At 69.4% G+C, this 25,648-nt stretch carries 23 protein-coding genes; 10 read left to right on the top strand and 13 right to left on the bottom strand.

The genetic code is table 11. From position 1 onward, the window contains the following. Nucleotides 1-110: 110 nt before the first annotated feature. On the bottom strand, nucleotides 111-2,225 hold the full coding sequence (locus K8640_RS26825) for a cation:proton antiporter (protein ID WP_223749666.1): 2,115 nt from the start codon (nucleotides 2,223-2,225) through the stop codon (nucleotides 111-113). Nucleotides 2,226-2,410: 185 nt separating this feature from the next. Then, nucleotides 2,411-2,887 carry a hypothetical protein gene (locus tag K8640_RS26820; protein WP_223749665.1) on the bottom strand — a complete coding sequence of 159 codons (477 nt, stop codon included), beginning with the start codon at nucleotides 2,885-2,887 and terminating at the stop codon, nucleotides 2,411-2,413. A gap of 379 nt (nucleotides 2,888-3,266) precedes the next feature. On the opposite strand from K8640_RS26820, the gene K8640_RS26815 reads away from it, so the two are divergent. Further along, nucleotides 3,267-3,815, top strand: a complete 549-nt coding sequence (locus tag K8640_RS26815) for a putative ABC transporter permease (RefSeq protein ID WP_141325547.1) — start codon at nucleotides 3,267-3,269, stop codon at nucleotides 3,813-3,815. A gap of 185 nt (nucleotides 3,816-4,000) precedes the next feature. Then, nucleotides 4,001-5,035 carry a rod shape-determining protein gene (locus K8640_RS26810; RefSeq protein WP_011556714.1) on the top strand — a complete coding sequence of 345 codons (1,035 nt, stop codon included), beginning with the start codon at nucleotides 4,001-4,003 and terminating at the stop codon, nucleotides 5,033-5,035. 70 nt (nucleotides 5,036-5,105) lie between these two features. Here K8640_RS26810 and K8640_RS26805 read toward each other — a convergent pair whose 3' ends face one another. Then, on the bottom strand, nucleotides 5,106-5,675 hold the full coding sequence (locus tag K8640_RS26805; RefSeq protein WP_223749664.1) for an imm11 family protein: 570 nt from the start codon (nucleotides 5,673-5,675) through the stop codon (nucleotides 5,106-5,108). A gap of 15 nt (nucleotides 5,676-5,690) precedes the next feature. After that, the gene (locus tag K8640_RS26800; protein ID WP_223749663.1) at nucleotides 5,691-7,034 is read right to left on the bottom strand and encodes an AHH domain-containing protein; all 1,344 of its coding nucleotides are present in this window, start codon (nucleotides 7,032-7,034) and stop codon (nucleotides 5,691-5,693) included. Between the two features lie 121 nt (nucleotides 7,035-7,155). On the opposite strand from K8640_RS26800, the gene K8640_RS26795 reads away from it, so the two are divergent. Next, nucleotides 7,156-7,932 carry a hypothetical protein gene (locus K8640_RS26795; protein ID WP_223749662.1) on the top strand — a complete coding sequence of 259 codons (777 nt, stop codon included), beginning with the start codon at nucleotides 7,156-7,158 and terminating at the stop codon, nucleotides 7,930-7,932. 6 nt (nucleotides 7,933-7,938) lie between these two features. On the opposite strand, the gene K8640_RS26790 is transcribed toward K8640_RS26795, so the two are convergent. Continuing rightward, nucleotides 7,939-8,712, bottom strand: coding sequence for a glutathione S-transferase family protein (locus tag K8640_RS26790; RefSeq protein ID WP_223749661.1), 774 nt, complete (start codon nucleotides 8,710-8,712; stop codon nucleotides 7,939-7,941). 47 nt (nucleotides 8,713-8,759) lie between these two features. Between K8640_RS26790 and K8640_RS26785 the strand changes: the two genes are divergently transcribed. The 4 genes from K8640_RS26785 to K8640_RS26770 are packed head-to-tail and all read left to right on the top strand — an operon-like array spanning nucleotide 8,760 to nucleotide 11,951. Beyond that, nucleotides 8,760-9,398 (top strand): macro domain-containing protein, encoded by a 639-nt coding sequence (locus tag K8640_RS26785; RefSeq protein ID WP_223749660.1) that lies wholly within the window; start codon nucleotides 8,760-8,762, stop codon nucleotides 9,396-9,398. Between the two features lie 30 nt (nucleotides 9,399-9,428). Continuing rightward, nucleotides 9,429-10,382 carry a YdeI/OmpD-associated family protein gene (locus K8640_RS43250; protein ID WP_370640396.1) on the top strand — a complete coding sequence of 318 codons (954 nt, stop codon included), beginning with the start codon at nucleotides 9,429-9,431 and terminating at the stop codon, nucleotides 10,380-10,382. After that, nucleotides 10,382-11,140: an ABC transporter ATP-binding protein gene (locus K8640_RS26775; RefSeq protein ID WP_223749659.1), complete on the top strand. Its 759-nt coding sequence runs from the start codon at nucleotides 10,382-10,384 to the stop codon at nucleotides 11,138-11,140. Before K8640_RS43250 ends, K8640_RS26775 begins: the two co-directional genes overlap by 1 nt. A 4-nt stretch (nucleotides 11,141-11,144) precedes the next feature. After that, on the top strand, nucleotides 11,145-11,951 hold the full coding sequence (locus tag K8640_RS26770; protein WP_046716604.1) for an ABC transporter permease: 807 nt from the start codon (nucleotides 11,145-11,147) through the stop codon (nucleotides 11,949-11,951). Here the strand turns inward: K8640_RS26770 and K8640_RS26765 are convergent. The 8 genes from K8640_RS26765 to K8640_RS26730 all read right to left on the bottom strand — a co-directional run bounded on the left by K8640_RS26765 (nucleotide 11,948) and on the right by K8640_RS26730 (nucleotide 21,921). Then, nucleotides 11,948-14,038, bottom strand: a complete 2,091-nt coding sequence (locus K8640_RS26765; protein ID WP_223749658.1) for a prolyl oligopeptidase family protein — start codon at nucleotides 14,036-14,038, stop codon at nucleotides 11,948-11,950. The two genes, K8640_RS26770 and K8640_RS26765, sit on opposite strands and share 4 nt — an antisense overlap. Before the next feature lie 149 nt (nucleotides 14,039-14,187). Next, nucleotides 14,188-14,916: a 2OG-Fe dioxygenase family protein gene (locus K8640_RS26760; RefSeq protein ID WP_223749657.1), complete on the bottom strand. Its 729-nt coding sequence runs from the start codon at nucleotides 14,914-14,916 to the stop codon at nucleotides 14,188-14,190. 162 nt (nucleotides 14,917-15,078) lie between these two features. Continuing rightward, entirely contained in the window at nucleotides 15,079-15,912 is an 834-nt protein-coding gene (locus K8640_RS26755) for a c-type cytochrome (protein ID WP_223749656.1), read from the bottom strand. A gap of 15 nt (nucleotides 15,913-15,927) precedes the next feature. Then, on the bottom strand, nucleotides 15,928-17,046 hold the full coding sequence (locus K8640_RS26750; RefSeq protein ID WP_141325564.1) for a metallophosphoesterase: 1,119 nt from the start codon (nucleotides 17,044-17,046) through the stop codon (nucleotides 15,928-15,930). 13 nt (nucleotides 17,047-17,059) lie between these two features. Next, nucleotides 17,060-18,373 carry a cytochrome-c peroxidase gene (locus K8640_RS26745; protein ID WP_223749655.1) on the bottom strand — a complete coding sequence of 438 codons (1,314 nt, stop codon included), beginning with the start codon at nucleotides 18,371-18,373 and terminating at the stop codon, nucleotides 17,060-17,062. 181 nt (nucleotides 18,374-18,554) lie between these two features. After that, nucleotides 18,555-19,928 carry a DUF2156 domain-containing protein gene (locus K8640_RS26740; protein WP_223749654.1) on the bottom strand — a complete coding sequence of 458 codons (1,374 nt, stop codon included), beginning with the start codon at nucleotides 19,926-19,928 and terminating at the stop codon, nucleotides 18,555-18,557. A 60-nt stretch (nucleotides 19,929-19,988) separates the two neighbouring features. Then, entirely contained in the window at nucleotides 19,989-20,564 is a 576-nt protein-coding gene (locus K8640_RS26735; RefSeq protein ID WP_223749653.1) for an imm11 family protein, read from the bottom strand. Nucleotides 20,565-20,583: 19 nt separating this feature from the next. After that, nucleotides 20,584-21,921 (bottom strand): AHH domain-containing protein, encoded by a 1,338-nt coding sequence (locus tag K8640_RS26730; RefSeq protein WP_223749652.1) that lies wholly within the window; start codon nucleotides 21,919-21,921, stop codon nucleotides 20,584-20,586. Nucleotides 21,922-22,148: 227 nt separating this feature from the next. Here K8640_RS26730 and K8640_RS26725 point away from each other — a divergent pair, with 227 nt between their 5' ends. The 3 genes from K8640_RS26725 (at nucleotide 22,149) to K8640_RS26715 (ending at nucleotide 25,540) form a co-directional block, all read left to right on the top strand. Beyond that, nucleotides 22,149-22,862, top strand: coding sequence for a hypothetical protein (locus K8640_RS26725; RefSeq protein ID WP_223749651.1), 714 nt, complete (start codon nucleotides 22,149-22,151; stop codon nucleotides 22,860-22,862). Then, on the top strand, nucleotides 22,859-23,443 hold the full coding sequence (locus K8640_RS26720; protein WP_223749650.1) for a hypothetical protein: 585 nt from the start codon (nucleotides 22,859-22,861) through the stop codon (nucleotides 23,441-23,443). The genes K8640_RS26725 and K8640_RS26720 overlap by 4 nt, the downstream gene beginning before the upstream one ends. Before the next feature lie 198 nt (nucleotides 23,444-23,641). After that, entirely contained in the window at nucleotides 23,642-25,540 is a 1,899-nt protein-coding gene (locus tag K8640_RS26715) for a DNRLRE domain-containing protein (RefSeq protein ID WP_223749649.1), read from the top strand. Nucleotides 25,541-25,648 lie beyond the last annotated feature (108 nt).

The following is a 25,648-nucleotide window of genomic DNA, read 5'->3' as shown; positions in this document are numbered from 1 at the left end:
ACATCGCCCCTTCCGTGGACTGTGAGGCAAGGGAGCGTGCTCGCACGGGCGCGGGGGGGCCGCGTCGCGCGACGGGGGCGGTGAGGCTCACCGCCCCCCAGGCGGACAGGCTACCCGTGGGCGCGCGTCTCCTCCGTGGGAGAGGGCTCGGGCGGCGGCACCGAGGGCGGCGCGCCCAGGAGCAGCGCCTTCGCCGCGTCCACCGCCTCGCTCGTCCCCGTCAGCGCGAGCACGTCGCCCACCCGCAGCACCTCCTGCGCGGTGGGCACCGACAGGCTCTGCTCGCCACGCTGGATGGCCAGCACCGTCGCGCCCGTGAGGCCGCGCAGGTTCACCTGGGCCAGCGTCTTGCCCGCGCCGGGGCTGGACTCCTCCAGCCGCACGGAGGCCGGCGCGCCCAGGCCCGGCAACAGCCCCTGCACGTGGTCCAGCGCGTGCTCCTCCGCGCCCGGCTCCTTCGAGTGCGACTGCGCCGCCAGCGCCGCCACCAGCACCTGCGCGCCGGCGCGCACGTGGCCGTGCAGGTTCGTCGCCCCGCGCCAGAACGCGACGCCCAGCGCGCCCACCAGCACCAGCAACACCAGGGGGCCCGCCACGCCCTTCAAGAAGGGCTGCGTCACCACCACCACGGGGATGGCCACCAGCAGGACGATGCCCACCTGCAGCGTGACGAGCAGCACCCGCCGAGGCGCCGCGGCCAGGTCCAGCTTGCCGTCCTTGCGCGCCGGCAGCGCCGCCTCCGACAGAATCGAGCCCAGCCGCCGCGCCATGCCGATGACGCCCAGGATGAACGGCACCGCCAGCAGCACCGCGCCGCCCAGGATGAGGTTCTTCGACAGGTCCTCGTCCACGCCCGTCTGGACCTCGACGAAGTGGGCCATGCGGTCCGCCATCAGCGCCGTGCCGATGACCAGGACCACCAGCAGCACCGCGTCCAGCACCAACAGCCGGATGAGGCGCCGCACGCCCGCGCCCAACGTCTCCCGACGCGGCGCCTGCCGCAGCCGCTCCACCCACGTACCGTACAGCGTGACGAAGGTCTGCAGGGGCTTGGGCAGCTTGCGGTCCACCCACGACGCCACCGGCCCCGAGGCCTTGATGAGCAGGGGCGTGGTGAGCGTGGTGATGGCCGACACGGCCACCGCCACCGGGTAGATGAACGAGCCGGTGGCCTTCAGCGACAGGCCCAGCGCGGCGATGATGAAGGAGAACTCGCCAATCTGCGCCAGGCTCAGGCCCGCCTGCACGGAGGTGCGCGTGCTGTTGCCCGTCAGGAACGCGCCCAGCGCCACGCTGACCAGCTTGCCGACGATGACCACCACGGTGAGCACCAGGATGGCCGCCCAGTGCTCCATGATGAGCGCGGGGCTGATGAGCATGCCCACCGACACGAAGAAGATGGCCGCGAACATGTCGCGCACCGGCTGCACCAGGTGCTCGACCAGCTTCTCCTCACCCGACTCCGCCACCAGCGAGCCCGCCAGGAACGCGCCTAGCGCCACCGAGTAGCCGAACGACTGGGCCAGCAGCGCCACCGCGAAGCAGATGCCCACGCTCGTCACGAGCGTCGTCTCCGGCCGGTTCAGCTTGATGACCGCGCGCATGGCCCGGGGGATGATGAACAGGCCCACCGCCACCAGGCCCACCAGGAACGCCACCAGCTTGCCCGTGGTCAGCGTCAGGTCCTTCACCGACAGGCCCGCGCCCGTGGAGATGGCCGTCAGCGTGGCCATCAGCAGCACCGCGATGAGGTCCTCGACGATGAGCACGCCCACCACCAGCTCCCGCAGCTTCCCGCGGATGCCCTGCTCGTCGAACACCTTGGCGATGATGGTGGTGCTGGACACGGCGATGATGGCGCCGGTGAAGATGCTCTCCAGCGTCGTCCAGCCGAAGGCGCGCCCCACCACGAAGCCCAGCCACACCATGATGCTGCACTGGATGACGGCCGTGAGCCCGGCGGTGAACCCCACCGAGAACAGCTTGCGCAGGCTGAACTCCAGCCCGAGCGAGAACATCAGCAGGATGACGCCCAGCTCCGACAGCGTCGTCACCACCTCCTGGTTGGCGACCAGCGGAATCGGCAGGTAGGGGCCCACCACGAGGCCCGCGAGGATGTAGCCGAGCACCACGGGCTGGCGCAGCTTCTGGAAGACCACCGTCGTCACCGCGGCGACGCACAGGACAATGGCAATGGCCTGGAGGACCTCGTGGGCTCCGTGCATCAGGTCACCTCAATCTGGAAGACTCGGACGGGACGCGCCCCGCTTTTTTCCGAGGACTCGGAAAGACAAGGGCCATCCCTCGGGGATGAAAGGAAAAGACGACGTCACGCCGGGCTTCTCGCCCGGACCACCGCGGGACTCCACGCGCGACCCCGGCCCGGCAGAGGGCCCGCGTCGCGCACGGGTCAGCCGAACTCGGGCGGTCCGCGCAGCGTCCGACTGGCGATGGAGGGACGGTCCGCGACTTCCCCGCTCGACGTGGGCGCCGCCGGGGCACGACGTTCGCGCAAGGTGACGCGCGTGAAGGCGTGGTGACGCTCGCGGCCCCAGCGGTACAGGGCCAGCAGGTCCGGCTCCAGCCCCGTGCGGGTCCGCACCGAGGAGGCCGCGAAGACGACGGGCCCCGCGCCCACATGGAGCCCCAGGTCCCAGCCGCCCAGGTCCGTGATGTGGAACTGCGCGCCCCAGCGCCGCGAGGACTTCTTGGAGGACCCGGCGCCCTGGAGCACCGACGTCACGCCGGAGTCGGCGTAGAAGCCGCGCTCGGGGGTGCTTCGGGTGGGGCACTCGGCGTCCCCGGCGCGCAGGACGGTCGCCAGGACCAGCGCCATGCCCAGGGCCAGCAGCCCGGCACGGAGCAGCTCACTCCCGGAACCGGGCATTCGCGATGTCGGGCCGGGGGAGCGCATCGGCCGTTCAGGTACTACGCCGGACATGGCCCCGTAAAGCGCGGGTTGTCCCCCGCCCGCCAGTCCGCTCAAGCCCCACCGCGCGGACGAGGTGGCGAGCGCGCGGAGCGGCGGCGCGGCCATGCGCCCGTGGCTCCACGCGCCCTGACGCGAGGGGACGACACCCCGTTCCAGGCGGGTGCGTCACCGGGCTGTAGGCCCATGTCCTCCTCTCCACGAATGAGTCGACCGGGACGGGGCGCGAAGGCGCGCGTGGACGATGACAACGTCCGCCCGTGCACAGCGATGGCAGGCGTCGATGCGGCGCGTGCATGGGCGTGCCGCCGAGGGGGAGCATCCCTAGGTTGAGGATGTGCTTTCACGATTCCTGCTCTACGGGTGCACGGGTTGGGTGCTGGAGGTCCTCTTCACGGGGGCGAACGCGGCCCTGCGCCGGGACAGGAGCGCCACGGCACAGACCTATCTCTGGATGCACCCCATCTACGGGGGGACGGCGCTGGCGCTGGAGGAGGTCTCCGCCAGGCTCAAGCCCCTGCCCCGGCCGGTGAGGGCGCTGGCCTACACGGCCCTCATCTTCGGGGCGGAGTACGCCACGGGGTGGCTCTTGAAGAAGGTGCTCGGCCGCTGCCCGTGGGACTACACGCCGCACCGCTGGAGCGTGCACGGGCTCATCCGCCTGGACTACGCGCCCGCCTGGTACCTCACCGCGCTGCTGTTCGAGCCGGTCCGCGACGGGCTGCTCCACGTCACCAGCGAGGCTTTGCGGCACACGCCCGAGTACCGGGAGGCCGAGGAGGCCGGGGTGGTGCCCGCCGGGTGCCTTCCCGAGGGCGAGGCGGAGCAGGCGGGTGTGGTGGCCACGCGCTTCGAGCGGGCCCAGGTGGTGGAAGTCTCCCCCTGAGGCGGGGGTTCGTGGGGGGTGGCCCTTCCCCCGCCCGAGTCCGCTGGTCGACTGCTCCCCAGGCGGTTGTGAAAGGGCTTCCGGCTTTTCTTCCTCCGTGCCGCGTCGCGTAGTACCTTCGCGGCCGCATTCCCCCACGCGCCAGCGGGAAATTCCGCCGACTCTCCGAAAGTTTCCGCCCTCGTATGTTCGACTGGCTTCACACCCTCTTTTCGCGCGACCTCGCCATCGACCTCGGCACGGCGAACACGCTCATCTACATCCGCGGTCAGGGCATCGTGTCCAACGAGCCCTCGGTGGTGGCCGTCCAGCAGGACGCGCGCGGGGGCAAGAAGGTCCTCGCGGTGGGCAAGGAAGCCAAGGAGATGTTGGGCCGCACGCCGGGCAACATCGTCGCCATCCGGCCGATGAAGGACGGCGTCATCGCCGACTTCGAAATCACGGCGGCGATGCTGCGCTACTTCATCCAGAGCGCGCACAACCGCAAGACGCTGGTGAACCCGCGCATCATCATCGGCATCCCCTCTGGAATCACGGAGGTGGAGCGCCGCGCGGTGCGTGAGGCGGCGGCGAACGCGGGCGCGCGCGAGGTCTACCTGATTGAGCAGCCGATGGCGGCGGCCATCGGCGCGGGCCTGCCGGTGACGGAGCCCAGCGGCAACATGATTGTGGACATCGGCGGTGGCACGTCCGACGTCGCGGTCATCAGCCTGGCGGGCATCGTGTTCGCCAAGAGCGTGCGCATCGGCGGCGACAAGCTGGACGAGGCGATCATCCAGTACGTGAAGCGCAAGTACAACCTGCTCATCGGCGAGCGCACGGCGGAGCTCATCAAGATGGGCATCGGCACGGCGTATCCGACGGACGAGGTCATGACCATGGAGATCAAGGGTCGCGACCTGGTGGCGGGTGTGCCGCGCACGCTGACGGTGTCGAGCGACGAGGTGCGTGACGCGCTCGCCGAGCCGGTGAACGGCATCGTCGAGGCGGTGAAGCTGACGCTGGAGCGCACGCCCCCGGAGCTGGCCGGTGACATCGCCGACAGGGGCATCGTGCTGGCCGGTGGTGGCGCGCTGCTGAAGAACCTGGACACGCTGTTGCGTGAGGAGACGGGCCTGCCGGTGTTCCTGGCCGAGGACCCACTTTCCGCCGTGGTGATTGGCGCGGGCAAGGCGCTGGAGTCGCTCGACATCCTCCGCCAGGTCTGCCAGCCGGGCTGAGCCTCGGCCCTGTCGTGAGCACCGCGGCGCCGTGCCTCCTGGAGGCCGGCGCCGTTCGTGTTTCCAGAGGTCAGACCTCGGTGAACCTCACGCCGGTGACTTGAGCGCGCTCCAGTGCGAGCTTGAGGTCCTCGGAGACGATGAGGCCCAGGTCCCAGCCCCAGGTGCGGAACACCTGGGCGTCACCGACCTTCGACTTGTCGATGCGCATGCCGATGACGGACTTGTAGTCACCCACCCGGTCGGGCTGGCCGTGTTCAGGCTTCCAGTATCGGACCTCGTCGGAGGCTTGGTCGTCGATGCAGCGGATGAGCCGGGTAACGACCACGAGGAGGTACTGGTCCGGCATCCCTTGGATTTCGATGGGGAGGAGCTGCACCGTGTCAGGTGCCAGCTCCGCGAAGAGCTCCGCGACCCGGACATGGACGACGGGCGCCATGCCGAGGGCCGTGGTGCTGAACTCCAGGCTTCGCCCGGGCTCTTCGATGGGGATGCTCAAACGTCCTTGCGGTGGAAGCGCTCGCCCGGCACGGAAGACAAATGGGTCCTCCACCTCCTGCCCCGTCTCATCCGCGGGGTCCCCCAGGGTCCAGTTCCCAGACTCCATCACCTGCGCGAGCTTGAAGTAGCGCTTGGGCATATCTGGCTCTCTATCTCACTTCCTCTTCGTCACCAGTTCGTGGAGCTCTGTCCCCTTCGTCCTGACTTCGATGGCCACGGACCGGAGTTCGGCGGTCAGCGCCTTGCGACAGGTCTCCACGGTACGACAGCTCCTTACCGAGTCGTTGAGCCGAGCATAGACGGCTTCGTGATACCGCTGCGGGTGAGGACCCCTGTGGCCCCTCACCTCCACGATATTCTCCGGGTCTTTCAGCTCCATTCCTGCTCTCCGGAACAGCTTCCGGAACAATGGGGTCCAGGGCCCACCCCGGACAGTGGAGATGCTGTTCTTGTCCGTGGCGATGTGATGGCGATGCGGCTTGCTCGCACCGTTTTCCCGACCCGCCATCGCCAGCGCATTGGGTGCGAGCGCGATGGTGAGTCCCTCGCCCGACACCGCGACCGAACGCACCGCCCCCATGGCCGCGAACTGGAAACCCGCCTGAGATTCGACCGCCAGCGCCGCCTGTGCGGAGCCCGGCAGTTGCGCTGACTTCGCCGCCAACCCCGCCGTGTTGCCGATAGCGGCGGTGGCCAACATCACGAAGACACGCGCTGCGTTCTCCCCCAGCACCGCTCCAAATGCGGAGCCCGCTTCGTCGAGCTGCTCGAAAGTGGTGGCACGGTCCACATCCCTGACGAGCGCGCACCATCCACCGATGATGCCCAACACCGTGTCGACGCCCAGGTAGGCGATGGCCGTCACTGTCAGCAACGTCGCCAGTCCCTTCGACACGGGCTCGGGCAGAGACCACAGGAGCATGTACATCGTCACCGAGGCCATCACTACCGAGAGGACTTGCTTGGGGTCGGTCATGTCCTCCAGCGCCTCGGCCGACTCATCCCAGACCGAGCCCATGGCGATGGCCATCGCCAGCACGTACTTGCCATCACTGCCGAGCAGCGGGCCTTCTTCCAGCAGACTCAGGCAATCACCCGGCGTGCCCTTGTTCCGACACCATCGGCCATAGGCCTGGGTCATCTCCTCGTCCGCATACGTCTCCAGCAAGTGAGGCCCCTCACCAGGAGGCTCGCCCCTGGCCGAGAGACGGTGCGTCCGGTGCTCGTAGAGGTACAGCCCGCTGCGGGAGGGGAACCCGAACAGTTCACGGGCCTGCCTCATCGGGTTGTTCGAGGGAACGACATCACGCGACAGGGACTTCATCGCATCCTCGAACTCGTCATCTTCGAGTCGGGCCTCGGCCAGCTCCGCACCCTCTTCCTCATGGGGCGCCAGGGTCAAGACCTCGCGCCCCGTGTCGAGACGAACGACCCGGGCCGAGGAGCACCCAACTCCCGTCAACAGCATGAGCAGCGCGACGCACCAACGTGGCGACATGGGCCCTCCGTGTCAGGAGCCCGAACCATGCCTCGCGGCCCTGACACGTCCCCTCACCCGGGCCAGAAAGGGAGCACGAGCGGGTTTGACACCCACACAGGCCCTGGATTGTGGTGCGCCCATGAGCACATCCACGGTTCGTCACACGTTGTCGAAGGTCCTCGCCGCCACGCTGCTCGTGTCCTCGCCCGCGCTCGCGGACTGGGTCGGTGACCTGCGCGTGAAGAGCGCGCCCCCGCCCGGCCAGAAGGCCGCCCCGGAGACCAAGGGCAAGATGTACGGCCGCACGGGCATGCTGCGCATGGACCTGTCCCCCGCCGAGGTCCCCGGCGGCATGTCCATCCTCTTCAACTGGGAGAAGCGCACCGGCTCCACCCTCTTCCACGAGCGCAAGGCCGCCACCACGCGAAACCTCGACGACATGTCCGTGAAGATTCCCGGCGCCTGCTCCGGGAAGAACCAGGACTTCGACGCGTGCTTCAAGGAGCAGGGCTTCAAGAAGGTCGGCACCCAGAAGGTCAACGGCCACCCCACCGTCATCTATGAAGGTGTCCCTCCCGGTGCCGAAGGCGCCGTCGAGCGTCAGAAGGTCTGGCGTCCCACCGACCTCCCCGAGGTCGCCTACGTGCGCAGCCAGACCTTCGACACCAAGGGCAAGCTCCAGGCCGAAATCGACGTCACCAACATCAAGGTCGGCGAACAGCCCGCCTCCCTCTTCACCATCCCCGCTGACTACGAGGAGCTCGACGCCCCCGGCCCCAACGACTCCGTCATGGGCTCCTTCAAGCCCGAGGACTTCAAGGGCAAGTCGCCCGAGCAGATCCAGGAGATGATTCGTCAGCGCATGGCCGCACCCCAGGGCGCGCCGCCCGCGCCCCCGCCCGCGAAGACGAAGTAGCCCGCCTCAGCTCGCGCGAGCTACCACACCGCCGTCCCCCAACAACGCGGGGCGGCGGTGCTTCGCATACAGCGAGTCCCGCCACGCGAGCAGGTCCGGGAACGCCGCGGCCAGCGACTCGTGATGCCACACCTCACGTGTCCCCGGCCCCACCGGCAACCACGCGTCATCCACGGGCCGCACGAACTGGAGCATCAGCCCCGCCGTGATGTCCGCGTACGTGAAGCCGTCCATCAGATAGGGGCGCCCCTTCAGCTCCGCGCGAAGCCGCTCCAACGCGGGGACGGCCTTCTCATGCAGCGCCCGCTCGGGGTCCGCTACCGCGTGATGTTTGCGCGAGATGAACCGCACCCCCAGCCGAGCCACCGGCGTGGACACCCCACGAAGAAACCCAGGGATGTACGCGGGCAGGCTCTCCCGCTGCGCACGCGGATTCTCGAGCATCCGGCGCAGCACGTTCGCCCGGGCGACCCCCAGCACCGCGTCGCTCACCAGCTCCCAGCGCTCGATGGTCTCCATCGCACTCGCGGGAAACAGCGGCGCACCGCGCCCCTGTGCCTCCGCCCTGCGTGCAATCGAGAACGAGCCCGTCGTCGCTCCCTCCGGCTCCACGAGCAACGGCACCGTGGGACGCGTGCCCTTCGGCGTGCGCCAGCGCAGCGCCAGCTCACCCGTCAGCGGCGTGTGCTCGCGGTAGCGGTAGTCGACACCGTGGTGGTCCAACGCCCAGAGGGCCTTCTCCGTCCAGCCCGAGTACCGCAACCCATACAGAGTGCGCATAGGCCCCGGAACCTACGCCGGACCTGGGCGGGATGTATAACCCGGACATGACGCCTCCCCTCCGACTGCACCTGCGTGACCTCAGCCACTCCCTGGTGGAGGCCTGGCGCCAGGAGTTCGCGGGCCTCGACGGCGTCACCATCTCCCGAGGTGACATCTTCTCCGAGCGAGAGGGACAGGTGTCCCCCAAGGACCCCATCGACATCCGCGCCGACGCCATCATCAGCCCCGCCAACAGCTTCGGGTTCATGGATGGCGGCATCGACGCCGTCTACACGTACCAGCTCGGCCAGCAGGTACAGGACCGCCTGCGCGAGCTGCTCGAGAAGGACTGGGGCGGCGAGCTGCCCGTGGGCAGCGCGGTGCTCGTCCCCACCGGCCGCGAGGAGATTCCCTGGTGCATCAGCGCGCCCACCATGCGCGTGCCCACGGATGTCAGCGAGACGGTGAACGCCTACCTCGCCATGCGCGCCTCGCTGCGCTGCGTGCTCGCGTACAACAAGACGGCGAAGACACCCATCCGCACCATCCTCACCCCAGGCCTGGGCACCGCCGTCGGCCGCATGCCCGCCCTCCGCTGCGCGCGACAGATGAAGGACGCGTGGCTGCGCACCGTGGTGGGACCGGACTTCATCCCCGGCACCCTCCGCGCAGCCGCGACGGATGACGCCCGGCTGAAGCCGTAGCACCGCGGACCCGTGCTACAAGCCGGGCCCATGAGCCCTGCCCGCGAGCCCCGCTCCTCGACGAAGCAGTCCTCCCGCCCCGCGTCGAAGCGCGGGAAGACCACCGCCCCCGTGAAGGCCGCCCGGAACGCCCTCGCCGCGAAGTCCGTGGCACCGCAGACGCCTCCTCGCGGCGCCAGGGGCGGCAAGTCCTCCGCCCCGAAGCCCTCGGCCAGCGCGGCGACCGGCAAGTCCTCGGCCACGAAGCCCACCGCCAGCACCGCGCCGCGCAAGGCCGGCGCTCGAAAGACGCTCGCCAGCGCCGTGACCCACAAGTCCCCGGCCGCGAAGCCCACCACCAGCGCCGCTCGAAACCCGCCCATGCCATCCAAGTCCGCGCCCGCAGCGACGAAGACACCGTCCGCCCCCGCCCCCACGGACGGCCTGCCCATCGTCTTCTTCGAGACCCCCGCCGCCTTCGACCGCTGGATGGAGAAGCACCACACCTCGCGCGGCGCGTGGCTCAAGTTCACGAAGAAGGGCCACAGCCCCACCTCGGTCACCTACCAGGAGGCGCTGGAGGTCGCGCTGATCTGGGGTTGGATCGACGGCCAGAAGGGCCGCTTCGACGAGACCGCGTACCTGCTGCGCTTCACCCCACGCGGCCCGCGCAGCATCTGGTCGAAGATCAACCGCGAGAAGGTGCTCGCCCTCATCGACGCCGGGAAGATGCGCCCCACGGGGCTGGCCGAAGTCGAGAACGCGAAGAAGAACGGCCGCTGGGACGCCGCCTACGACTCCGCGCGCACATCCACCGTGCCGGAGGACCTCGCCCAGGCCCTGGCCGCCAACCCGCGCGCCCAGGCGTTCTTCGCGACACTCAACTCCGTCAACCGCTACGCCATCCTGTTCCGCGTCCAGAACGTCAAGAAGGCGGAGACCCGCGCCCGCAAGATCGCCGAGTACGTCGACATGCTCGCCCGGAACGAGAAGATCCACACCTGATGCCCGCCTCCAGCTCCTCCCCCGTGCTCGCCGTGCGCGAGCTGTGCAAGACCTACGCGGGCACCGTCGCCGTCGACGGCATCTCCTTCGAGGTGGGCCGCAACGAAATCGTCGGGCTGCTCGGCCCCAACGGCGCCGGCAAGACCACGACCATCAACATGGTGCTCGGCGTGCTCGAGCCCACCTCCGGCTCCATCCACATCCAGGGCGTGGACCTGGCGAAGCACCGCTCCCAGGCCCTGGAGCGCACCAACTTCGCCGCCGTCTACGCGCCCCTGCCCGGCAACCTCACCGTCGAGCAGAACCTGCGCTACTTCGGGCTCATCTACGGCGTGAAGCACGTCTCCCAGCGCATCGAGACCCTGCTGAAGGAATTCGACCTCGTGCGCTTCCGCGACACCAAGAGCGGCGTGCTGTCCTCGGGCGAGCAGACCCGCGTGGCGCTCGCCAAGGCCATGCTCAACCAGCCACAGCTGCTCTTGCTCGACGAGCCCACCGCGTCCCTGGACCCGGCCACCGCGAAGGACATCCGCGCCCGCATCCGCGACTTCGCGGCCCAGGGCACCGGCGGCGTGCTGTGGACGTCCCACAACATGTACGAGGTCGAGGAGGTCTGCGACCGCGTCCTCTTCATGTCGCGCGGCAAGGTGCTGCTCCAGGGAGACCCTCGCAAGCTGCCGCGGGAGCACGGCAAGGCCACGCTCGAGGAGCTGTTCATCACCGTCGCCCGCGAGCCGCTCGCGCTGGGAAATCACTGAAGCCATGCGACTGTCCCGCGCCGCCGCCGTCGTCCTGCGCCAGTTCTACCTGCTCAAGGGCAGCCCCTCGCGCGTCTTCCCCCTCTTCGCGTGGGTGGCCATCGACATCGTCCTGTGGGGCTTCATCACCCGCTATCTGGGCACCATCACCCACGAGCCCGGCATGGACCTGGTGCCCGCGCTGCTGGGCGCCGTCCTCCTCTGGGACTTCCTCACCCGCGTCATGCAGGGCGTGACGATGGCCTTCTTCGAGGACGTCTGGTCGCGCAACTTCCTCAACGTCTTCGCCACGCCCATGTCCATCAGCGAGTACGTGCTGGGGCTGGTGCTCTCCAGCATCGCGACCAGCTCGGTGGGCCTCGTCGTCATGCTCGTCGTCGCGGGCACGGTGTTCGGCCTGTCGATGCTCGTCTATGGCGCCATGCTGGTGCCGTTCCTGCTCGTGCTGTTCCTCTTCGGCATCGCGCTGGGCATCATCGGCACGGCGGTGGTGCTGCGGCTGGGGCCGTCCGCGGAGTGGTTCATCTGGCCCATCCCCGCGCTCCTGTCCCCGTTCGTCGGCGTCTTCTACCCGCTGTCCACGCTGCCCTCGTGGATGCAGGGCATCAGCCGCATGCTGCCACCCTCGTACGTGTTCGAGGGCATGCGAGCCATCGTCGCCGGTGGCTCGGTGTCCTGGTCCACGGTGGCGCTGGGAGGCGGCCTCGCCATCCTCTACATCCTGCTGGCCGCCTTCTTCTTCACCCGCGTCTTCCGCCACGCCGTGCGCACGGGCCTCATCGCCCGCTACAGCGCGGAGAGCGTCAGCTAGGGCGCCGCGGCGTCCATCAGCTGCTGCGACAGGTACACGTGGTGCAGCGCCCACCGGCGCGCGTTCAGCATCGGGTCGGAGTCGTTGCTGTGCCCGCCGTCCGTGTTCTCGTAATACAGATACGGCAGCCCCATGGACTCCAGCTTCGCGGCGAACTTGCGCGCGTGTCCCGGGTGGACGCGGTCGTCCTTCGTGTTCGTGGTGATGTACGGCTTGGGGTAGCGCACGCCCGGCTTCAGGTTCTGGTAGGCCGAGTACTTCGAGATGAACGCCGCGTCCTCGGGCACCGCCGGGTCGCCGTACTCGCCCACCCAGGACGCGCCCGCGGGCAGCTTCGGGTAGCGCATCATGTCGATGAGCGGGCTCTCGATGACCGCCGCGTTGAGCAGCTCCGGCCGCTGCGTCATCACCACGCTGGTGAGCACGCCACCATTCGAGCGCCCATAGATGCCGATGTGCTTCGGCGACGTCACCTTGCGGCGCACCAGGTCCTCCAGCACCGCGGCGAAGTCATCGAACGCGCGCTGGCGCTTCTCGCGCAGGGCGGCCTGGTGCCAGCTCGGACCGAACTCACCGCCACCCCGGATGTTGGCGACGACGTACGCGCCGCCCCGCTCCAGCCACAGCTTGCCCATCTCCGGCAGGTAGACGGGCGGCTTGGACACCTGGAAGCCGCCGTAGCCGTACACCACCGTCGGCGTGACGCCGGCCACCTTCGGCTTCACCGGGCGCACCAGGAAGTACGGCACCTTCGTCCCGTCCTTCGACTTCACCCAGAACTGCTCCACGCGGTGCTTGGAGGCATCGAAGCGCGCCGGCAGGGACTTGATGCGCTTCACCTTCCCCGCCGCCGCGTCGCCGAACCACAGCGACCCAGGCTCCAGGAAGCCCTCCGCGCCCGCGAACACCTGGTCGTGCGAGGAGGACGTGTCGACGATCTCCACCGACGCGTTCTTCGGCATCGCCAGCCGCTTGCGCGTCCAGCGCTTCTTGCCCGGCGTGTAGACGTCCAGCGCGCCCTTCACGTCCTCGTACACGTTGACGAGCAGCAGGTTGCGCGTGGCCGCCACGCGCTCGATGCCCTGGCGAGGACCGGGCTGGAGGATGAGCGTGGGCTTCGCCTTCGCCGGGTCCGCCTTCAGCGCCGCCAGCGGATAGGCCAGCAGCGCGCCCTGCTTGAAGCCGCCCCAGTCCTCCTCGATGGTGAAGACCACCTGGCCCTGGAGGAAGGCATGGAAGGACACCTTCCTCGGGAACGGCAGCCGCACGGGCGCCGCGTCTCCCAGGAGGTACAGCTCCGACTCGTAGAACGTCACCCCGCGGTTGACGAACACCGCCTGGAGCACGCCCTCCTCGTCCCGCAGGATGATGGGCGACGCGGACACGTCCGTGCGCTCGCCACGAAACACCTCCGTCGCCTGCTCCACCGGCGTGCCGCGCTTCCAGCGCTTGAGCACGAACGGGTAACCGGACTCGGTGAGCGTGTCCCCGCCCCAGTCACGGCCCACGAGCAGCGTGTCCGTGTCCAGCCAGTCCACGGACTGCTTGCCCTCGGTGAGCTTGAAGCCGTTCTCGACGAACTGCTTCGTGCCCGCGTCGAACTCGCGCGCCTCCACCGCGTCCTTGCCGCCGTTGGACAGGCGCACGATGCAGCGCTGGTCCGCGGGAGGCAGGCACTCCTTGCCCTTCCATATCCAGTTGGCGCCCTCCGCCTTCGACAGCGCGTCCACGTCCAGCACCGTCTGCCAGGGGATGGTGGGGCTCGCGTAGCCCTCGGTGGTGGTGTGTCGCCACTGGCCGCGAGGGTTCGTCGCGTCCTGCCAGAAGGTGTCCACGCCGCCCGCGCGGAACGAGGGCCCGGGGATGCGGTCCGTGGCGGTGAAGATGCGCAGCGCCTCGGCCTGGAAGGGCGCGAAGCGCGGGTCCTTCTCCAGCACGGCCTCCGTCTTCGCGTTCTGCGCGCGCACCCACTCCAGCGCGCGCTGTCCCTGCACCTCCTCCAGCCACAGGAAGGGGTCCTCCTCCGCCATCGCCGCCGAAGCGGTCAACAGCCCGGTCAGCAGCGGCGCGACAAACAACCTGCCCATGGTCCTCGTCTCCTGGTGGGGATGCGGCGGGCCTCCAACACGGCTCGGCCGCGCCCATTCCAGGCCACGGCCCCGCTTCCTCCCACACGGCAGGCAGCTTCCCTTGAAGCGCGGGGTCCCCACCACCCACGCCCCGTCACCCCGTCGGCTCAGGGGCCCTGGAAGCCCTTGGCGCGGAAGGTGAGCACCAGGGTGTCGCGGTGTCCTGAGGCCCCCAGCGGCTGGATGGGCGTGCTCTCGTGGATGACGCGCTCGTCGTCGAGCAGCAGCGCCGACCAGGGCTCCGTCAGCGTGAAGCGGATGCCGTTGGGGCCAGCGGCCTCGAACACGCGCGTCTCGCCGCCCTTGATGCCGTCGCGTCCGACGAGCAACACCACGACGAAGTCCACGCCGTCGCGGTGCGCGCCCTCGGGCGTCGGCCGGCCGATGCCGTCCGTGGTGTCGATGCGGAACTGGTGCGCCTCCACGTACCAGGGCTGCGCGCCCTTGAGCGCCGAGCCGCAGGCCGCCAGGCGGCTGAGCAGCCGGGGCCACTCGGGGCGCTCGATGACGGTGGACGTCATCGGCTCGAACCAGCGCTCCAGGCCGCCGTGCAGGGCGTTGTACTCGACGGGCTGCCAGTGCGCGCGGTGGGGCACCGGGGTGACGGTGTCCCCCTCCACGACGAAGCACGAGTGGCGGCGCGTGCGATACCGGCCACCGTCCCGCAGGTAGCCGTCCGTCGGCAGCGCGTCCCAGGTGGGCCGCCATGAATCCAGCTCCGCGGCGGGGATGCCCACCAGCTCGGACAGGCCCGCGCGGTCCAGCACGGCGTAGCCCCTGTCTCTCAGGGCGTTGACGGTTTCGGAGGGAGCGCTGATGGGGGGCGAGAAGCTCATGCGTCTTGCCGGCCAGACATCGTCCTTCCGGACACCGCCGTCAACCCTCGCGTGCGCCCCGGGCTCGTCGGTCCCCCAACCGACCACGGACTGTTCCGGTGGCCCGTCGCCGCGACTGTGCACCCGTGCCCCGCTTCAACGAGGCACGGGCCCACACGTGGACTACTTCTTCCCGTACTCCAGCTTCACGCCCTTGCGCTGCGCGTAGATGTAGGCCTCCATCGCGCGCATCCGAGGGTCTCCGTCCGCGAGCGGCTTGCCGCGCACCGGGTTCTCGATGCACCAGTTGATCATGTCCCGCAGCAGCGCCACGCGGCCCAGCTGCACCTGGTACTTCGGATACGTCTCCGGGTGGGTGTTCGATGCATCCGGGTGACACATGTCACAGGATACCGCGATGGTGCCGCCCACGGCCGCGGCGTCGTGGAACACGCGGTGGCCCTCCTCCACGAACTGCTGCGTGGACGCGGCCCACACCGCCTCGTCGCGAGGCGTGAAGGCGCCGTAGGAGTGGCCATCCTGGATGTTCGCGCCGGCCTCCTTGCGCACCTCGCGGCCGCCGCTCTCCGCCGTGACGCCGCCCTCGCGCACCACGCCGCCCGTCGAGGGCTGGTTGGTGCCCATGGGCGGGTTGGGCTGCGGCTGCTTCTGCGGCGGGGCCTGCGCCACCACGCGCCGCACGGGCGGCGGGTCCCACGTCGCGTCCGGGTTCTTCTGGTGCCACGCGGCCATCAGCTCGTCGGACACGCGCTGGGCCTGCTCGCGCGTGAGCGACTCGCCCTCCTTGACGCCCTTGACCTCCAGGGACGTCTGGCCGTCGCACATGCCCACCACCAGGTTGCCGTCCTTCGACACGGGCACCTGGTGACGCGGCAGCGGCTCTGTCTTCAGCGAGGACGCCTTGGGGCGCTCGGCGGGGCTGGTGGCCAGGGCCACGCCTCCCGCGAAGGACAGCAGCGCTCCGGTTCCCACCCACAGCTTCATCCGGAAGTTCATCGTGTCGCCTCGCGCTCAGTAGCTCGGAAGCTTCGTCCGGGGCGGCGCGTCCTGCTTCCCACCCGAGCCCAGGTAGCTGGCCCGGACGGTGATGGGGTTGCGCTCCCAGAGGTTGTACAGCTTGTCCACCAGACCCGACTCCAGCACGTCCATGCGTCCGTCTCCGCACCCGTCGAACTGGCTGAACGGGTCCGGCCGGTTCATCTGCACCGTGAGCTGCGGCAGGCCCTCGGGCGCGTACGGCCACGGCCACGCGGTGGACAGCATCCCGTGGAACTGGATGTTGCCGATGCGGTTCGACAACAGCTGGTGCGTGTGCCCGTGGATGACGGTGACCTTGTCGAAGGGCTTGAGCAGCGCCTGGACCTCGTCCGCGTCGTCCGTCCAGAAGTTCCAGGGGCGGTAGTACTTGTAGAGCGGCGAGTGGCTGAAGACGATGACCGGGGTCTTCTTGTCCACCTTCGCCAGGTCCTGCTTCATCCAGGCGCGCTGCGGCTCGCCCACCTCGAAGCGGGACTGGATGCCGTTGTCCAGGCCCGCGACAATCTGCATCCGCTCCTTCGGCGTGAGCTTGCGCTCCGTCCAGAAGTCCTTCTCCAGGATGGAGTTGAGCACCACGAAGTGCACGCCCTTGTGGTCGAACGAGTAGTTCGGCGCGCCGAACAGGTCCTTCCACATGTCCCCCATGTCGAGGAACCAGTCGTGCTCGCCCACCATCATCTTCACGGGCGCCTTGACGCTCTTGAGAATCTGGGCGCCCAGCTTCAGCTCGCCCGGCGCGCCCAGCTGGGCGAGGTCCCCGCCGAAGAGGACGAAGTCCGGCTGCGGGTCCAGCCCGTTGACGTCGTCCACCGCCTTCAGGATGGAGCGCACGAAGCGGTCATTGAGCTTCTGCTCGTACAGGTGCGTGTCGGAGATGTACGCGAAGGTGAAGCGCGGCTTGGTGCCTTGCGCCTCGGCCACGTTGACCAGCTGGAAGCTCTGCGGCGTGCGCAGGCCCATGCCGGCGACGATACCGGCGGACATGCCCGCCACGCGCAGGAAGGCCCGGCGGTCCAGGCGCTTGAGGCCCTCGAAGAAGGCGTCGCGCTCCTCGTGGTGCTTCGTCTCGATGCTGCGGAACTTGTTCCCCATGGACGGCGCCTCCTCAGGGCTGCTTCGTCGAAGCGGGTTTGGGCAGCGTCTCGGTGCCATACGCGCCGATGTCCGCCGGGTTCTTCACCGCCAGGTCCGGATTGGGCGCCAGGTCTCCCAGGTTCCCCTTCTTCCCCATCGCCACCGCGGTGTCGCGCTCCGGGCGCTTGTTCTTGCGCGCGCGCTGCTTCGCCAGCTCCTGGCCATTGAGCTTCGTGAAGCGCTCGTCGGTGAGCGTGAAGAGGAAGGCCACCAGGTCGTCGATTTCGGGCTCCGTCAGCCCCAGCCGCTGCATCCCCCCATCGAGGAACGGGTTGGCCACGCCGCCCTTGTTGTAGTGGTCCATGACGTCCCACAGCGTCGCGAGCGTGCCGTCGTGCATGTACGGGGCGGTGATGCCCACGTTGCGCAGCGTGGGCGTCTTGAAGGCCCCCACGTCGTTCTCCTGCTTGGTCACCAAGAAGCGGCCCAGCTCGGAGAAGCGCGTCTGGAGCGCCAGCTCGTCGATCTGCTTCTCGTCGCCCAGGCGGACGATTTTCAGGCCCTCGCGGGCCAGCTGCGGGAAGTCCTGGTTGTGGGCGGAGACGCCGATGTTGTGGAACTTCTGGTCACTGAACAGCGGCGACACGGCGTTGCCCGCGTGGCACGAGTTGCAGCGCGCCTTGCCGTTGAACAGCGCCCAGCCCCGGCGCTCGGACTCGTTGAGCGCCTTCGTCTCGCCGTGGATGAAGCGGTCGAAGCGGGCGCTGCCGGAGAACTGCGTGCGCTCGAAGGCGGCGATGGCCGCGGCCAGGTCGTCGTAGTTGATGTCGCGCTTGAAGACCTGCTGGAAGGCGGTGACGTACTCGGGGATGCCCTTGAGCTTGGCCACCACGGCCTCGGGGGACGGCATGGCCATCTCCACCGGGTTGAGGATGGGCAGCTTCGCCTGGTCCTCCAGCGTCGCCGCGCGCCCGTCCCAGAACTGCGAGGCGTTGAAGAGCGCGTTGAGCACCGTGGGGCTGTTGCGCATGCCGAACTGGCCCTTCACGCCCGCCGACACCGGCAGGTGGTCCGTGAAGCCCTTGGCCGGGTCATGGCACGTGGCGCACGACACGCTGTCATCCAGGGACAGACGCTTCTCGTTGTAGAGCTTCTCTCCCAACGCCACCCGCTCCGGCGTGGGCGCCGCGCTCTCCGGCACCGACAGCTTCCACAGCACGGCCGACACCCCGGGCGGCAACGGCGAGGGTGGCGGAGCCGAGCGCGGGGCTTCGGGCGCGGCGTGGCTCTCGTGGACCCACAGCAACACGGCGAGCGACAGGGCAACGCCCCACGGCGTTCGCATGGTCACCCCTCCCAACCGGCGACGGACGGCGCCGCGAGAAAGTCGCGGCGCCCGAAGCCGGAACAGCTCTTTCCGGAAAACACCATTCTCCCTGCCTTCGGGTCCAGGCGACTTTCGGAGGAGTGTCGACCTGTGGAAACCCGCGAGGGCGGGATGTCCGCCAGGGAATGAGCGCGGCGCGTCAGCGCGCGGGCAGGCGGAAGTCGCGAGCGCGCACGAGCAGGCCGGAGGCGGTGGCGGGCGCGAGGATGGCGGCGGTGATGACCAGCCAGTCGACGGGGCCGCGCGCGCGGGGCGCGTTGTAGACGGCGGCCTGGACGAAGGTGAGGCACGCGTCCGCGGCGGTGAGGCACACCAGGGCGGTGGCCAGCCCGTTGCGCCAGCGGCGCACCAGCGAGAAGAGGCCCGCGGCCAGCGCCACGTCGAACAGCACCCAGCTCCACTGCACGCGCAGGGACGGGAACCAGCGCGTGGTGGTGGGCAGCGCGAGCAGCGCCGTCCAGGGCACGAGCAGCACAGCGAGGGCGTGCACCAGCAGGCGGGGGCGCCTGAGCAGCGTGGCGACGCCGAAGCGCACCAGGCTGCCGCGCGCGAAGGCTCGCAGTGCGTCGTAGACGGCGAGCACGCCGGCCCGTGGCTCGGGATACGAGAGGTGAAGCGGCACCCAGGAGTCGGGGCGGAACTTCGCCTTGAAGGTGCGCAGGCCCTCGAAGTCGAACAGGGGCCGGCCACAGGCGCGCGCCAGGCGCAGCCACGGGCGCACCGGGCCGGAGAGGGGCGCGAGGCCCAGCGTCACGTAGCGGCGGTCCTCGGCGGCGGCGGTGCGCATGGCCGCGTCCACCAGGGCCTCCGCGGTGCCATTGGGGGACTCCGGATCTCTCACCAGGTCCTGGAGGAACCAGCCGTCGCGCGCGTAGACGGGGGACACGAGCAGGAAGCCCATGAGCTCGCCCTTCGACTCGGCGACGAAGGCGCGTCGCTCGCGCGCGAAGGAGTCCGGGCGCAGCTGGACCAGGAAGCCCATGGGGGCCATGCGCCGCGACGCGAGCCACCGCTTCTTGAGCCGCTCCAGCGCCTGCCGCGAGGGGTGCTCCGCGTCCTCGAGCGCCTGCGAGGGCAGCTCGCGCACCGCGACGCCATGAGCGCGCGCGCGGCGCAGCTGCTCACGCAGGCTCTTGCTGCCGCGCACCACGGTGTCCCAGCGGGAGGGATCCCACACCGGCTGCTCGCCGATGGAGAGCGACTCCATGGGGACGGCCTCGGTGAAGCGCGGCTCGGTGGCGAAGAAGCACACGCGCCGACCCTCGCGCCTCGCGGCTGCACGGAAGCCCTCCGCCGCGCGGGCCAGGGACGCCTCCGAGGCGATGGGCGCTCCGGCGGCGACCCACGCGCCGCCCGTGTCCACGTACGCGACGAAGGCGTCACCCGCAGGGTCGAACCAGTAGCGGAAGCCCGGCATCAGCACCTGGAAGGACGTGGCGTTCCAGCCGAACCGGCGCAGCAGCTCCAGCGCGCGCTCCCGCTCCTCCCCTGCGTGCTCTTGCTCGACGTCCACGGCTTCGATGCTCCTCATTCCTCGCGAGGGTAGCCCACAGGCGACAGCGTGCCCATCTGACTAGACCTCCTCGAACTCCGCGCCCGTGACGTTCGCGCGCTCCAGCACCGCCTTGATGTCCTGGGAGACGATGAGCACGCCAGACCATCCCCAGGGACGGAACACCTTGGCGTCACCCACTTGAGCGGGGTCGATCCGCATCCCGAAGACGCTTCGATACATGCCGAGCTTGTCCGGGCGCTCATCCTCCGGCTTCCAGTACAGCACCTCTTCAGAGGCTTCATCGTCGATACATCGGACGAGGCGCGTCGCGACGAGGATGAGGTATTCATCGGGGCAGCCCTTGATGCTCACGGGGATCAACTGCACGTCGCTCGGGGCCATTTCCGCGAAGAGGGTGGCCACCCTGACGTGCACGATGGGGGTCGCTCCAGCACCCGCGGTGCTGAAATCCAATCGCCTCCCGGGCTCGTCGATGGGAACCGTCAGGCGGTCGGAGACGTGAGCGGGCCGTCCCGATGAGAATTCCCTGAAGTCCTCCAGCTCGTGTCCCTGCTTCGTGAGCGGATCGCCCAGGTACCAGTTCCCTGCCTGGACGTTCTCCATGAGCCTGAAGTATCGCGATGGATTCGGCATGGTGGATTGCTCGAGGGTCCTACTTACCCTGAGTCACAAGCCTGTTGAGGACCGTTCCCGGAGTCTGCGCTTCTGTGGCGAGGTTGCGCAGCTCCCGCGTGAGGGCCGTGCGGCAAGCCTCCACCGTCCGGCACGGGCCCAATGCATCCTGGAGCCGCAAGAAGACCGCGTCATGGTACTTCTTCGGGTGAGGCCCTTTGTGACCAGAGACCCTGACGATGTTTTCAGGATCCTTGAGCTCCATGCCAGCCCTCGCGAACAGCTTCCTGAATCGCGGCGACCAGGGTCCACCTCTCGTGGATGAGACATCGTTCTTGTTCGTGGCGATGTGGTGTCGCTCACCACCACTCATGCCCTGGTTCGCCATGGCCATGGCGGTGGGAGCGAGCGCCAGGGTGAAGCCCTCCGCCGTCACGGCGACGGTCCGCACGCCTCCGACAGCGACAAAACGAATGCCCGCCTGAGACTCCACGGCGAGAGCCGCCTGGGCGGACCCCGGCAGCCCCACGGCCTTCGACGCCAGACCCGCGGTGCTACCCACCGCGGCCGTCGCCAGCATCACGAAGACGCGCGCCGCGTTCTCCCCCAACACTTCTCCATACGCTTCACTCGCCGCATGGAGCTGTGCGTAGGTCGTCGCCCGCTCCACTTCGCGCACCAACGTCAGCCAGCCGTCCAGCAAACGCCAGACCGTATCCACGCCCAGGTAGGCGATAGCGAGGGCTGTGAAGGTCGCCGCGACACCTTTCGAGAGCGGCTCCGGTAGCGCCCAGAGCATGAGATACATCGTCGCGCCGGCGGTGATGGTGGACATGACCGCGACGGGGTCCACCATGTCCTCCAAGGCTTCGGCGGTCTCCTCCCACACCGAATCCATCGCGATGGCGAAGGCCCAGGTGAACTTGCCGTCGCTGGCCAGCAAGGGGCCTTCCTCCAACAGGCGCAGGCAGTCGCCAGGCCGGTCCTTGCGCTCGCACCACAGGCCATAGGCACGCGTCAGCTCTTCGTCGGCGTAGGCCTCCAGCAGGCGAAGGCCGTCCGCATCTTCTCGAGACTGGAGTGTCAGCCGAGGCGGGTGGTCCTCATAGCCATACACGCCACCTCGGGGCGGAACGCCGAAGAGGTCTCTCGCTTGCCGCATGGGGTTGCGCTGCGGGCGAACGTCCCGCGCAAGCACCGTGAGAGCCGCTTCGAACTCTTCGTCATCCAATTCGACGGACGCCAGTTCCGCGTCGGGCTCCTCCCTTGGAGTGACAACGAAAGAATCCTGCCCGGTCTCCAGCCGCACGGTGCGGGTCGTCGCGCAGCCCGTGATGCACATCAGCAGGAGCAGCGGCACTGCCCAGCGAATTCGCATGCAATGTCCCCGACAAGCGTCCCTTGGACGAGCATGGCATACCGGACCATGGGTGCTGGCCACCCGACATCCGGTGTCAGCACTGCCTCCCCCCTTCGCGTGACGCCGGCCGTCGGTGGTTGGCGAGCAGATGACCCCAGTGCGAGGATGACGCACGTGAGGCGCACGCCGGACCCGCGTCGCCCACTTCAGGAGCACCCCATTTGAAACACTCCAGACGTTCTCGCGTGCGAGCCATTGGCACCGGAACCGCCGCCCTGTGCAGTCTCCTCGTCGCCTGGCTGTCTCCCCTGCCCGCCTCCGCGGAGCCCTCGGTGGGCGTGCGCACCAACACCGCGCGTCTGATGGGCTCGGACGCGGCGGAGGTCATCGACGCGCCCGTGCTCGGGCTGCAGCGCTCCGCGTTGCCGTTGTTCGCGGGGCTCGCGCTGGACACCTCCGTCTACGCGGACCTGCTGCTCGCACCCAACCTGGGCCTGCGCTGGGCGCTCGCGTCCGGCCCGCACCGCTTCGTCCTGGGCGCGCGCTACACGCACTTCGTCGGCGCCTCCGTCTACTCGGGCATCGTCGAGTCCCGGACGACCGGCCTGCAACGCTTCGAGCCCGAGCTCCAGGGCCCCTCGTTCTACGCCGTCTACGGCCTGTCGCTCGGCCGGCTGCTGGTGCAGGGCGAGGCCCGCTACGCGCGCTACACCACCGACTACCTGTCCTTCACCGGCGGCGCGGCCTTCAACTTCGTCGGGCACTGGTCCGTGGTCGCGGAGGCCGGCGTGCGGGTGAAGGGTGGCGCGAAGCTGCGCGCCGCCGCGGGCATCCGCTACGGCGGCGAGGGCTTCGGCCTGGGCCTGGGCGCCACGTATGTCGACCTGAGCGACCCGGCCGTCCCCGGCGAGACGCTCCCCGTCCTTCCCGTCTTCGATGTCTCCTGGTCCTTCCGATGATGCGCGCCCTCTTCGCCTGCAGTGTCCTGATGTTGTCCGGCTGCTCGGCGCGCATCGACATCGCGACCGAGCCCTTCGACGTGCGCGTGCCCGTCACCTCCGTGCTCCAGCCCGTCTACGCCGAGGTGGCGCTCGACCTGCCCGAGGAGTCGGTCAACACCGAGGACCTGGACATCGTCGTGGAGGAGGTCTCCTCCACATTCACCATCGTCAACCCGTCCCCGTCGCTGACGCTGCGCACGTCCATGCGGCTGTCCTTCACCGGGCAGGCCACACCGGACGAGCCCCTCGTCTACTCGGACCTGAACCGGCCCGCGTACTACGCGCAGGCGGCGGAGATCCTCCCCACGCGGGACTTCGACCCGGAGACCCGCACCCCCATCCGATTGGACCATCCCGCGCTGAAGGACGCCGTGGGCAAGCGGCGCGTCTGGTTCATCGTCAGCAACACCGTCGTGCGCAGCGGGCTGGGCACGCCCCGGTTCCCCGTCGAGATTGTCCTCGAGGACATCGTGTTCCAGGCCGTGCTGACCAAGCCCTTCCCGGGGTTGGGTGGCGCGCTGGAAGCGGGCGGGCTGTAGCGCCCCACTCCGGGCCCCCGTCTTCTTCCTCGGAGGAAGCGCCTTGCCCCTCGCCTCGTCCCTCGGGATGAGGCGAGGGTCGGGCTGCGCACGTCCGCGCGCGGCACCCTCGATGCACAGCCGGCCTCCTCGCGAGCACGTGGCGTGGGGGGGACGATGCACGGAAGCAGGAAGCGGGGATGGCGAGAGGCGGGGGCGATGGCGGTCCTGGCGTTGCTGCCGCACTGTGGCGGCCTCACGTCACCCGAAGCGGTGACGCCCCTGGACCAGCAGGGCGACTTCGCGACCGGAGGCGGCACCTTCGTCGCCGTCGCGGATGCCCACGTCGACTCCGTCAGGCCCGACAAGAACTTCGGCGCCGCGTCACAGCTCTACGTGGACGACGCCCCCGTCGAGTACCGCTCCTTCCTGCGCTTCGAGGTGTCGGGGCTGAAGGGACCGGTGAAGCGCGCGGTGTTGCGACTGTTCGTGACGAACGGCTCGGGCCATGGGCCTGTCGTCCGGCTGGTGGACTCCGACTGGAAGGAGGACAGCGTCACGTTCGACCGGCAGCCCGCCGCGGTGGGCCCCGCGTTGTCTGACGCGAAGGAGGTGCGCGCCGGCCGCTGGGTGGAGCTGGATGTGACGTCCGCGGTGACGGGGAACGGCACGCGGGACTTCGGACTCTTCTCGACGGACATCGACGGCGCGGACTTCGCCTCGCGCGAGGACGTGGACCCGGCGATGCGGCCGCGCCTCGTGGTGGAGACACGGGAGCCGACGGCGCCTCCTCGGACACCCGCACCGGATTGGAGCTGGCATCGAGGTGGAGCAGGAGACGAGCGCGTCACGGCGATGGCGAGCGCGGAGGATGGGCTCGACTTCCTCGTCGCGGGCACCTTCAAGGACAGCGGTGACTTCGGCGGCGAAATCTTCCAGGGCGAGCGAGGACTCGTCGTGGCGCGCTACGGCGCGGATGGCTCGCACCAGTGGTCGCGAGCCTACGCGGTGGGCGAGCGCGTGGAGGCCACGGGGCTCGCGGTGGCGACCTCGGGTGAGGTCTGGGTCGTGGGCGCGTATCAGGGTGACCCAGACCTGGGCACGGGCGCGCTGACGTACATCGAGGAGGCGTCGGTGGCGTCCGGCATCTTCCTGCTCAAGCTGTCCCCGGAAGGGACACCGCTGTGGTCCCGAGGCTTCCGCGCGGAGATCTCGGACACGCGCTCGGGGCTCGCGAGGGCACAGGCGGTGACGCTCGACTCGCGAGGGAGCGTCATCATCACGGGCCACTTCACGGGTGAGATGGGCCTGGGGCGCGGGAGGCTCTACGCGGACCCGGGGAACCGGACGCGGGATGACTCCGTGCCCGCCCTCTTCCTCGCGAAGTTCCATGCGAGCGGGGCGCACGAGTGGTCGCTCGCGTTTCCTGGTGGGGACGAGGGCTCGAGCGCGGAGGCACTCGCCACGGATGGAGCGGGCTTCATCTACATCGGCGGGCACACGGACTCGTGGCTGCTGAACGCGACGGGCGGAGAGACGCCGTTCCTCGGCAAGCTCTCCGCGAACGGCACGCCGCAGTGGTTCCGCGCGTTCAACGGAGCCAAGGGCAGCATCCGTGCGCTCACGCCCATGGCACGTGGGGACGTGGCCTTCGTCGGTGACGTCAGCGGCCGGTTCTCCTTCGACGGGAAGGAGGTCGAGGCGAGCGAGGACGTGCTGCTCGGTACGCTGCACGAGACGGCGGCGGATGGCTGGGCGCGCGTCATGGGCGGCGCGGGAGCCGCGCGCGGCCAGTCCCTGGGCCGCAGCTCGAAGGGCGAGCTGGTCGTCGCCGGCTGGACGCGGGACGCGAAGCTGGACCTCGGAGGCGGCGCGCTCGGGAGCACGGCGCTCTCACGGGGTGAAGTCCTCCACTTCGTCGCGCGCTACGACAGCACGGGGAAGCACCTCGACGCCCGGGAGCTGGGGAGCACCGCGCCGGACAGCGTGGCCCTCCAAGTCACGTATGGTGGCCAGGCCCGGCTCTGCGTTCCCTTCACGAAAGCCCTGGCGCCCGGAGACGCGTCGTACACCTCGCGAGGCGCGGGAGACCTGCTGTTCCTCCAGCTCACGCACTGAACGCACGACCACCGCTCAGCGGAGGCCACGAGCCGCCTTGGAGGCTCGTGAAGCAGGCTCCACGGAGCGACGGCGCGAAGAGGCACGGGCATCAACCAGGCGCACGAT

Origin of the sequence: Myxococcus sp. XM-1-1-1 (assembly GCF_020037095.1) — a bacterium.
GTDB lineage: Bacteria > Myxococcota > Myxococcia > Myxococcales > Myxococcaceae > Myxococcus > Myxococcus fulvus.
The sequence above is the reverse complement of the archived record's forward strand: the minus strand, read 5'-3'. Positions and strand labels throughout refer to the sequence as shown.